This is a genomic window from Pseudomonas sp. TWI628, from assembly GCF_039673865.1.
GTDB lineage: Bacteria > Pseudomonadota > Gammaproteobacteria > Pseudomonadales > Pseudomonadaceae > Aquipseudomonas.
Window position 1 is genome coordinate 32,951 of the sequence record NZ_JBDJMM010000044.1, and the last position, 10,540, is coordinate 43,490.

6 protein-coding genes are annotated in these 10,540 nt (G+C 62.0%); 4 read left to right on the forward strand and 2 right to left on the reverse strand.

The window, feature by feature from the left end; all coding sequences use genetic code 11:
- Positions 1-50 precede the first annotated feature (50 nt).
- From ABE528_RS25855 to ABE528_RS25865, 3 genes are all read left to right on the forward strand, one after another.
- Positions 51-2,141 (forward strand): EAL domain-containing protein, encoded by a 2,091-nt coding sequence (locus tag ABE528_RS25855; protein WP_346654463.1) that lies wholly within the window; start codon positions 51-53, stop codon positions 2,139-2,141.
- Between the two features lie 285 nt (positions 2,142-2,426).
- Positions 2,427-3,305: a DMT family transporter gene (locus ABE528_RS25860; RefSeq protein WP_152958775.1), complete on the forward strand. Its 879-nt coding sequence runs from the start codon at positions 2,427-2,429 to the stop codon at positions 3,303-3,305.
- A gap of 228 nt (positions 3,306-3,533) precedes the next feature.
- On the forward strand, positions 3,534-6,410 hold the full coding sequence (locus ABE528_RS25865) for an RHS repeat-associated core domain-containing protein (RefSeq protein ID WP_346654464.1): 2,877 nt from the start codon (positions 3,534-3,536) through the stop codon (positions 6,408-6,410).
- A 347-nt stretch (positions 6,411-6,757) separates the two neighbouring features.
- Here ABE528_RS25865 and ABE528_RS25870 read toward each other — a convergent pair whose 3' ends face one another.
- Positions 6,758-7,288, reverse strand: a complete 531-nt coding sequence (locus tag ABE528_RS25870) for a GNAT family protein (RefSeq protein WP_346654465.1) — start codon at positions 7,286-7,288, stop codon at positions 6,758-6,760.
- A gap of 125 nt (positions 7,289-7,413) precedes the next feature.
- On the opposite strand from ABE528_RS25870, the gene ABE528_RS25875 reads away from it, so the two are divergent.
- On the forward strand, positions 7,414-8,037 hold the full coding sequence (locus ABE528_RS25875) for a glutathione S-transferase (protein WP_346654466.1): 624 nt from the start codon (positions 7,414-7,416) through the stop codon (positions 8,035-8,037).
- 95 nt (positions 8,038-8,132) lie between these two features.
- Here the strand turns inward: ABE528_RS25875 and ABE528_RS25880 are convergent, their stop codons facing one another.
- Positions 8,133-10,232, reverse strand: a complete 2,100-nt coding sequence (locus ABE528_RS25880) for a TonB-dependent receptor (RefSeq protein WP_346654467.1) — start codon at positions 10,230-10,232, stop codon at positions 8,133-8,135.
- Positions 10,233-10,540: the final 308 nt, after the last annotated feature.

The following is a 10,540-nucleotide window of genomic DNA, read 5'->3' on the forward strand; positions in this document are numbered from 1 at the left end:
CCTCTGGCCAGGGGTTCCTTTCGCACACGTCGCAGGTTCAGGTAATTTTCATGTCGCTAGTCGCAAGCCCCGACATCATGTACCGGCTGTTGATCCAGAGCGTGGTGGACTATGCCATCTACCTGCTCACCCCCGACGGTATTGTCGCCAACTGGAACCCTGGCGCGCAGCGGGCCAAGGGCTACCGCGCCGAGGAAATCGTCGGCCAGCATTACTCGCTGTTCTACAGCGAAGACGAGCGCGTCGCCGGCCTGCCCGAACAGAACCTGGAGCAGGCGCGCAGCACCGGCCGTTTTGAAGAGATCGGTGCGCGCCTGCGCAAGGACGGCACGGCCTTTCACGCCCATGTGGTGATCGAGGCGGTACGTGACGACCATGGCCAGTTGGTCGGCTTCGCCAAGGTCACCCGCGACATTTCCGAACGCCGCCAGCAGGAGCTTGAGCTGTTGCAGGCCAAGGAGCTGGCCGAGCAGTACAGCCAGGAAATGGCCAACTTGTCGCAGTTCCTCGATTCGGTGATCGCCAACATCCCCGCCAGCGTCATCGTCCAGGACCTGGCAAGCCAGCGTATCCTGCTCGCCAACCAGCAGGCCGAGCGCTTGTTTGGTGGGGGCTCCCTGCCAATGGTCGGTCACACGCCCGCAGAGTGCCTGGCACCGGCCGCGGCGGATTACCTGGAAACCCAGCTCAGCCGAGGCGCGCGCAGCAGCAAAGGCTTTGCCGCCGAAACCCGGGTCGACACCGCCTGTGGCCCGCGCACCCTGCGCAGCCGCGCGCTGCTCAGCCAGAAATGCGCGGGCCAGGCGGACTACGTGCTGTTCGTGGCCGAAGACGCCACCGAAGAACTGGCCGCCCACGCGCAAATCCACCACATGGCGCACCACGATGCGCTCACCGGGCTGCCCAACCGCACCTTGTTTCACGAGCGCCTCAAGCAGGCCCTGGTGCGGGGCCACGACAGCGAAAAACTCACCGCCGCGCTGTGCCTGGACCTGGACAACTTCAAGAACATCAACGACTCCCTCGGCCATGCCTTCGGCGACAAGCTGCTGCGCGCCCTGGGCAAGCGCCTGCGCCGCGAACTGCGCGAGCACGACACGCTGGCCCGGCTGGGCGGCGATGAATTCGCCGTGGTGCTGACCCACCTGGACAGCCGCGAAGCCGCCTGCACCACCGCCAGGCGCCTGATCGAGGCAATCTGCCCGCCATTCCAGATCGACGGCCATCAGTTCTCGGTGGGGGTCAGCATCGGTATCGCCATCGCCCCCGACGACAACGACCAGGCCGAACAACTGCTCGGTTACGCCGACATGGCCCTGTACGAGGCCAAGCGCAACGGCCGCAACCGCTACGAGTGCTTCCACCTTGAGCTGGATGTCGCCGCCCGCCAGCGCCGCCTGGTGGAAACCGACCTGCGCACCGCCTTGCACCTGGGGCAGTTGCACCTGCACTACCAACCGGTGGTGGATCAGCAGACCAGCAGCGTGACCGGCTATGAAGCGCTGTTGCGCTGGGAGCACCCGACCCGTGGCATGGTCATGCCCATGGATTTCATCCCCATCGCCGAGGAAACCGGGCTGATCCACGAGCTCGGCACCCGTGCGCTGAACCTGGCGTGCCAGGAGGCGGCCAGCTGGGGCACCGAGCAGACCGTGTCGGTGAACCTGTCACCGGTACAGTTCAAGAACGCCAACCTGGTCCACACCGTGACCCTGGCCCTGGCCGATTCCGGGCTGGCGCCGCAGCGCCTGGAGCTGGAAATCACCGAGTCGGTGCTGCTGGGCAACAGCGAAGAGAACGTACGCACCCTGCGGGCGCTGAAGGACCTGGGGGTGTCGATCTCGCTGGATGACTTTGGTACCGGCTATTCGTCGTTGGGGTACCTGCGTTCGTTCCCGTTCGACCGGATCAAGATCGACAAGTCGTTCGTGCATGACATGTGCGACAGCCGCGAGGCGATGTCGATCATTCGCGCCATCACCGAGTTGTCCAACAGCCTGATGATCAAGACCACGGCCGAAGGGGTGGAGTCGGAGGAGCAGATGCAGCGGCTGCGGGCGGAAGGTTGCTCGCACTTCCAGGGCTATCTGTACGGGCGGCCGGCCCCGGCCAGTGAACGTTTGAAGCAGGTGTCGGTGTAATCGAGCGAGGACGCAGGGGCTGCAAGGCAGCCCCCGGCTTCTCAGCTATTCCAGTCTGGCGCAAAGTCCGGGCTGACCACCTGCTGATCCTGGTCCAGCAACCACTTCTACGCCGCCTGGCTCGGCACAGCCAGGGCGGAAAGTGGTCGATCAGCGAACGGAATGGCAAACGTCCCATGCAAAGGTTGGAATTGAACTTCCTTAAGTCGTCGTATCTCTTCTAGAATTCGTGCTGTCGCAGCTTCCCCTGGCGCAGCATTGAGCCGCGCCGCCGTCGAGAAAGCCATGAGTTCCAGCACACCGCTGTCCGGAGTCAACCAACCCCTGCGCGGCATCGCCCTGGTGGTGGTGGCGACGCTGCTGTTCGCCAGCCACGATGCCTTGTCCAAATTCCTCGGTGGCCTGTACCCGATCATCATGGTGGTGTGGGCACGTTATGTGGTGCATACGTTGCTGATGGCCGGGATCTTCCTGCCCAAGGCCGGCCTCAATGTGCTGCGCACCCGTCGCCCGGTGCTGCAGACCTTGCGTGCGCTGAGCCTGCTGAGCACCAGCCTGCTGTTCACCACCGGCCTGCAGTACCTGCCGCTGGCCGAGGCGACCTCGGTCAACTTCCTCGCCCCGGTGCTGGTCACCGCGCTGTCGGCGCCCTTGCTCAAGGAGCGGGTGACGCCAGGGCAGTGGGTGGCGGTGGTACTGGGCTTCATCGGTGTGCTGGTGGTGGTGCACCCCGGAGGCGCGATGTTCACCCCGGCGATCCTCTATCCGTTCGGATCGGCACTGGGCTTCTGCTTCTATCAGCTGCTCACGCGCATCCTGGCGGCCCACGACAGCCCGACCACCAGCAACTTCTACGCCGGGCTGTGCAATACCCTGGTGATGAGTGCGCTGGTGCCGTTCTTCTGGGAAGTGCCGCGCTGGGATCACGCCCTGCTGATGCTGGCCCTCGGTGGTTTCGGCATGAGTGCGCACTTGCTGCTGACCCAGGCCTTCCGTCATGCAGCGCCAGCGCTGCTGGCACCGTTCAGCTACTGCCAGATCGTGTTTGCCGGGTTGCTGGGGCTGCTGATCTACGGCCAGGTGCCCGACAGCGCGAGCTTGCTGGGTATCGCCATCATTTGCTTGAGTGGCTTGGGCGCGGCGTGGATGCAGCGCAAGAAGTGAGGGCCGCAAAGCGGCCCCATGGCCCGGGCAGTTGATCGATACCTATTGGCCAAGCGCACCTGACATTTCTACCAGTTTCGGATTTGCAGTAGTCCAGTTAGTGTTCTCCTGCCGCCGTGTCGCTGTGCACGACAACAGGCGTGTAAGAACGACACCTGGCACCGAGGTGATCGAGATGTCGCGGGCCAGGGGGCCGGTGGACGTTGCACTGAAGCCAGGAGGACTCCCATGGTCAGTACCCCGTTGGCCGTCCAGCATGACGGCACGCCGGAGGTGGCCGTCATTGCCAGCACGGGCGATCAGGCGCGTGTCCTGCGCTTGTTGCGTACCCAAGACGCAGCCTTGCCGCCGCGCTGGCTGGCTACACGCATGCTGTGCGACCACCTGGCGCGTACGTTACGGCAGTTTGGTGCTCGCCCTCTGAGGGCATCGGCCGAGGCGCCGCTGCTGGCCGACGCTACCACCCTGCATGGCCTGGGCAGGCAGGTGCTGAGGCGGCATACCGTTGACGGCGACGCCACGCAGACCCTCACCGACAGCGCCGGGCGATCCCTGTGGTCTTGCAATGCCCAGGGCACGGTCTGGTTGCACGCGCATGAACCGCCGAATGAAGGCGGGCGCTTGCTTGCTGTTTCGGAACAACCGGCCGGCGGCCCATGCCGCCAGCGTGAGCGCCTGCAATATGGCGAGCCGGTGTTGGCGAACCGTGAGCGCAATCTGGCAGGCGAGCTCACTACGCATTTCGACAATGCCGGGGTGATGCACGTCCGCTCGCTGTCGCTGGGTGCTCAGGCGCTGGAGACGCAACGGCGTCTGTTGCACCCGCAGGCGCAGCAGCCAGACTGGGCAGTCGGCAGTGAGGATGAACTGGAGCAGCCGCTGCTCATGACCCACCAGTACGATGCGGGTGGCGCCCTGTTGGTGCAGGTGAATGCGGCGAGTGTCACCAGGCGAATGGCCTATGACATCAGCGGCGCGGTGGCGCAGGCCTGGATGGCGCAAGGCGCCGCCAACATCCTGGTGCTCAGCGCCATACAACGCCGGGCGGACGGCGTGCCGCTGGCGCAGACGGCGGGTAATGGAGTGGTCGACACCTTTGCTTATTCAGCCCGCAGCCAGCGCCTGACGCGTCACCGCACCGCCCGGCCGAGTGATCACGCATTGGGTGCGCTGGTGATCAGCGACCTGCATTACCGCTACGACCCGGTGGGTAACATCCTTACCCTGGATGACCAGGGTGCCGAACCGGCCTGGCACCGCAACACGCGAGCCGATGGCTTGCGCACGTATGCCTATGACACGTTGTATCGCCTGGTGTCTGCCAGCGGCCGCGAGCGCACCCCGGTAGCGGGCACCTGGGCGCCGGGCTTTGCGGGTTCGGACCGCAAGGGCGGTGATGTCTGGGGCCGCTACACCGAGCACTACAGCTACGATGACGGCGACAACCTGACTGAACTCAGCCATAACGGCGGCGCTGGCTCGCGCAGCCGCAAGCTGGTGGTGTCGGAACAGAGCAACCGTGCGTTGCCCGAGGGACATGACCTTACACCGGATACCGGGTTTCTGGCCGGTGGTTTGCAGAAAGCGCTGGCTGATGGCAGACCTTTGACCTGGTACGCGGACAACCAATTACGACAGGTCAGCTTGGTTAGGCGCCCCGACGACGCCGATGATCTGGAGCGTTACTACTACGCTGATGGCGGTACTCGCACGCGCAAGGTCACGACTGTGAAAGTAGCGGATGGCTTGCAGACGACGGTCATCACTTACGCGGGTGGTTGTGAAACGCGCCGCAGGCAGCGAGAAGGGCGATTGCAACAACAAGTTGTCATTACCGAAGATGCCACTGTGCGCTGGATACAAACGCCACTGGGTGCTGAGCCTCAACAGCGTTATGGATTTATTGATCATCTCGGCAGCAGCAGCGGCGAAACGGATGCACTCGGTAGGCTAGTGGCACGCCAGGAGTACTCGCCATACGGTGAAACCACCGGCAGTGATGAAGACATTGAGGAAGTCAATACCCTGTTGCAGCGAACCTTGCGCTACTCGGGCAAGGAGCGGGATGCTACGGGGTTTTATTATTACGGTTGGCGTTATTACCAACCGGAATTCGGGCGCTGGTCGAGTGCTGATCCAGGCGGGCTAATTGACGGACTGAACCTCTTTCGGATGGTGCGAAATAATCCAGTTACACTTCGGGACGGCACGGGCTTAAATCCTCGTCGAGCACTCAGTGAAACAAGTTTGGATCATAGGGAAGACGGCATGCTGCGGCAAGGCGGCTTAGAGGTATACGCTTATAATTCACAGGCATTGGAGGTAAAGAACCCAGCGTTAGCGAGGAACATATCAGGAGCATTACAGGCTGCAAAAGAAGGTGTTAGGTTTACACGTGATGTGGTTGCTAAAATTTTGGACAGCGGGGGGCGGGTACGAGGTACAGGGTACATGACACAATATTTCTTATCCGCCAACGGGGCCTCCTTGTCATTTCAGAATGTGGAGACAGTCCAGCGGGTAGTTAATGGCTTGACGCAATATCTTGATTCACTCACTGTCGACGATGTGAAGGTGCTAAATTTTGATTCCGAAGATAACAGATTAGCTATTTCCGACAGGAACGGTGCTGTGAGAGGGATTTTTCTGAACGGTGCGCAGTTTTCTGGGGGACGGGAAGATAGTTCGCGTGATTTGATGTTTACGATCATTCATGAAGCTTCACATCTTGCGATGAAGACTAAAGATATGTGGTATACCAATCTCCCGGCTGCAAATGAATCGGGGGATCGGAAAGACTACCATATGATTGACTTGAACGATATCGTAAGTCTTGTGCGCGAAGGGAAAAGGCAGCAAGTCCCCGATAAATATGCACGCGTATGGGACGGTCCTGAGCATGAAGCATTAGACAAAGCAAAGTTTGGCGGAGTGGGTAATCGTGACTACACAGTTAAAGCGATGATGGAGAATGCCGATTCTGTCGCAATGTTCGTTTATTATATGAATGTCAAACTGGGTGGCCCGTTGAATGTTTACTCGCGAGAGCATGGGGGGTTGCGTCATGGTTCGTTTAGCCAATTGCGCAGGCGCGCGAGTATTTAGCGCGCCTCGCTCCGACCCCGGTGCGCCATGCCGCTAGGGCACGGACCGAGAGTGAGCATGTCGTCAGCGTCTGACGCGCGCAAACATGCATCTATGTCACCTTGCTCTACGGCTGCGTGATTTTTCATGGGCGTGAACGTCTCGACGCTGGCCGCAAGTCCTGTTCGGTAGACGATTGGCAGCAACCGCGCTGCCAGTAATGGCAGCGCGATCAGCAAGATTTTGCGCCGCCCCAGCATTGTCGAAACAATCTTCATGGGCCGTGTCCTCGTTGAGTTCCAACTCGTCGAGGTGATTTAGCGGCGCTTAAAGTGCGCGGACAGCTAGCAGAAGTGTCAGGTCCCGGTTCACACGCGCCCGGCAGGTGCACGGCGGTAAAGTGGCCGCGGGATACTGGGATCAATCTCGGTGAGCTTACTGCCGGCCGCGACGAACCCGCTACGTTCGGCCAGGCGCTGGCTGGCCAGGTTGTCGATGTCGGTGGTCAGCCACACCGGGGCATCGACGGCGTCCAGCAGGCAGGTCAGCGCCTCACGCATCAGGCCCTGGCCGCTGCTGGCCTGGTTCACCCAATAACCCACTTCGTACTCATCATCGCCGGGCCGCAAACCGATGCAGCCAATGACATCACCGCTGTCTGCGGCAAGCACGAAATAGCGTTTTTCCTTGGCCGGGTCGAGAAATTCCTCGGCGCTCAGTTGCAGCGTTTCCTGCACTTCCTTCAAGGTCCAGTCGGGCTTGGCCCATGCCAGGAACGGCTGGTGCAGGGCGTAGCTGTCGAGCAGCGCCTGCTGCAGTTGCTGGGCGAACGCCAGTGCGGGGCGGACCAGCAAGGTGCGGGGCGTGGACAAGGTACGGGGCAGATCGGGGTAGGGCATTACAGGCCTTCCTGGCGGTTTGATCGGGAAAGCTAAGCACATTTTTGTGTAATCTGTGCGCGCCTCTTTGCGGGTTTACCGTGAATGCCCACACCGATCATTCAAAGGAAACTGAAGGTCCGCCCATGCCCGACTACAAGCTGCATTGTTTCGCCGAATCCGGCAACGCCTACAAGGCTGCGCTGATGCTCGAACTCACTGGCCAGGACTGGCAGCCGGTGTTCGTCGACTTTTTCAACGGCCAGACCCGCGACCCGCAATGGCGCGACGAGGTCAACGAGCAGGGCGAAGTGCCCGTGCTGGAGCACGCCGGGCAACGGCTTACCCAGTCGGCGCTGATTCTCGAATACCTCGCCGAGCGCACCGGCCAGTTCGGCCCGCGTAACGACGTTGAGAAGCGTGAGATCTGGCGCTGGATGCTGTTCGACAACCACAAGTTCACCAGCTACTACGCGGCGCTGCGTTTCCTGCTGTGCCTGAAGAAGACCGGTGAGACCGATGTGACCGGCTTCCTGCGCGAGCGGGCCACGGCGGCGTACCGGATTGTCGATGCGCACCTGGCGGACACGCCGTTCATGGTTGGCGGGCGGCTGACCATCGCCGACCTGTCGCTGGCGGGGTATGTGTTCATGCCGGAGGACACCGGGATCGTGCTGACCGAGTTTGGCCATATCGAGGCGTGGAAGCAGCGGATTCAGGCGGTGCCGGGGTGGAAGCATCCCTATGACCTGATGCCGCGGACGGCGTAAGCCTGTACCGGCCTTTTCGCGAGTAAATCCGCTCCTACCAGGTCCGCGTAGGCGCGGATTTATCCGCGATAGGCCGGCACAGGAAAAATCAGCTATCAGTAGCGAACCTCGACCCCGACATAAGCCCCAATCCCATCCCCCGGCCAGAACGACGCGGTATCCAGCCCGCGCGCGTTGTACACCGGCGTCACCGCCGTCACGTACGCTTTGTTCGCCAGGTTCTTCAGGTCCAGCGACACCTTCCAGTTGCCCTTCGGCGCCTCATACCCCAGGTTCGCCCCCCAGATCGTGTACGACGGCGCATACAAGCTGTTGGCATAGTCCACCGCCGTACGCGACGCCGATTGCACGTTCACCCCGGTGTACCAGCCGCTGTGGTCCTGGTATTGCAACTCACCCTGGTAGATATGCTTGGGCACGCCCGGCAGCTGGTTGTCGCCGAAGGTGTCGTCATGCCGGTAGTAGAAATCGTTGTAGGTGTACGACTGGCGCCAGCGCACCAGGTCGCCCTGGGGGTTGTCCCACAGGCGCGTATTGAGCCCGGCTTCGACACCCTGGTGGATGGTCGGTGAAGCGTTGAACGCGCCAGTAACCGCTGCTGCGGTGGAGGTGGCAGGGATGATCTGCACGTTCAGCAGTTCGTCGTGGATCCACGAGCGGTACAGCGCCAGGCTACCGTCGAAGATGCCGTGCGAACCCTTGATGCCGACCTCGAAGGTGTTGGCCTTCTGCTCCACCAGCGGGCGGATGTACGGCAGGGTCGGGCCGGAGCCGGAATATTCCCATGACGCAGGCGGGTCGATGCTGCGGCTGAAGTTGGTGAACACCTGCAGCTCGGGGTTGATCTCGTAGCGCAGGCCGATACGCGGGGCGACGCTCCAGTTGTCGTAGTCGACATGCTGCGGGAAGGTGGTGGTGTTGGCTCTTGCCGCATAGTCGATGTTGACCTTGCGCCGCACGTTGATGAACGACACGCCACTGGTGAGCCACAGCTTGTCGACCAGGTTGATGTCGTTGCCCAGGGCAATCACCCGGTCGAACGAGTCCTTGTAGTTGACCTGCTTGAGCGACACCTTGTTGCCGTTGGCCGAATCCACCCCACCGCGCAGGTGCTGGGTCGAGGTGAAGGCGATGTTGCTGCGGCTCTCATGGCCGAACAGGGAGTCGACGCGGTCATAGCCCAGCAGCAGGCCGAGGTCGTGCCAGTCCCAGTAGCTGGGGTTGCTCGGGCTGCGCGGGCTGTTGGTGTGGCGGTAGTCGTGGTACGACAGGCCGAAGGTCAGCCGCGCATCGTCGTCGAAGGTATAGGTGGTCTTGCTGCCGACCCAGATGCTGCCCGGGCGGCGTGCACCGGCGCCACTGCTTTCGGCGGTGGCGCTGGCCCGGCGCGGGTGGTGCAGGGCATTGTCGAGGGTGGTGGCGCTGGGGTCGTTGTGGGTTTCGTCGCGGTAGCGCAGCAGCAGGCGGGTTTCCAGCTTCGGGTTGAAACGGTAGCCGGCGTTGGCGACGATGCCGGAGCTTTTCGACAGGCTGTAGTCGCGGTAACCGTCGTTGCGGTAGTTGTCGGCCTGCAGGTAATAGTCCAGGTCGCCTTCGACGCCGCCGTAGCTGATGCTCTGCTTCTGATAGTGGTAGCTGCCGGCCTCGGCACGCACGCGCAGGCCGGGGGCGCTGTAGCCGCTGTGGTTGACGAAGTTGACCGCGCCGCCGAGGGTCAGCGCGCCGTACTGGAAGGCGTTGGCGCCACGCAGGATCTCGGTGTAGTTGACGCCGCTGGCGTTAAGGAACTCATACGGGGTGCCGCCGGGGCCCGTCAGCGGCAGGCCATCGAAGAGGAACTTGATGCCTTCGCGGAAGTAGCCGGGCGAGGTGTTGGCGCCGGAGCCACGGATCGAGATCTTCGCCGCGTCGTTGCCGCCGGTGGACTGCACGAACACGCCGGGCTGGTAGGCCAGGGTGTCTTGCAGGGTGGCGGTACGGCCTTTGGCGACTTCTTCGCTGTCGACCACGCTGGTGCCGCCGGGCACTTCGGCGAGGGCGCTGGCGGCCTGTTGCACTTCAGTCTGCTTGGCGGCCTGCACGGTCACCGTGCCGAGGGTCGGGTCAGCGGCCAATACCGTGACCGGGGCCAGCAGGGTGGCCAGGGCGGCCTGGCGGATGGCCAGGCGCAGTGGATGGAGGTGAATCGCACGCATCGTCGTATTCCTTGAAAGTCATCGTAGGTCCTCGGCGTTCTATGGGAATAGTCAGGCCTGTCGTAATCGGTAAGAGCAGTTTCTGTGCCAGCTGGCAAAAAGCCGGAAGTTGGGGCTTTGCCAAGTAATTCAGTGTGTGGCGATGAACGAAACAGCAAGTTTTGTTGTGGGCGTGTTGTAATTTAAACAGTGCCGGTTATATACAAATATCCAAATCAAACGGCGAACCCTGTGGGAGCGGGGTTTAACCCCCAAGCGATGGAAAGGCCAACCCCCCCAACACGCGGAAAAACCCACACACAACCCCC

Excerpts from the sequence above, each read along its gene's own strand:
- ABE528_RS25860 (WP_152958775.1), top strand. The coding sequence starts at position 2,427 with ATGAGTTCCAGCACACCGCTGTCCGGAGTCAACCAACCCCTGCGCGGC.
- ABE528_RS25870 (WP_346654465.1), bottom strand. The coding sequence starts at position 7,288 with ATGCCCTACCCCGATCTGCCCCGTACCTTGTCCACGCCCCGCACCTTG.
- ABE528_RS25880 (WP_346654467.1), bottom strand. The coding sequence starts at position 10,232 with ATGCGTGCGATTCACCTCCATCCACTGCGCCTGGCCATCCGCCAGGCC.
- ABE528_RS25865 (WP_346654464.1), top strand. The coding sequence starts at position 3,534 with ATGGTCAGTACCCCGTTGGCCGTCCAGCATGACGGCACGCCGGAGGTG.
- ABE528_RS25855 (WP_346654463.1), top strand. The coding sequence starts at position 51 with ATGTCGCTAGTCGCAAGCCCCGACATCATGTACCGGCTGTTGATCCAG.
- ABE528_RS25875 (WP_346654466.1), top strand. The coding sequence starts at position 7,414 with ATGCCCGACTACAAGCTGCATTGTTTCGCCGAATCCGGCAACGCCTAC.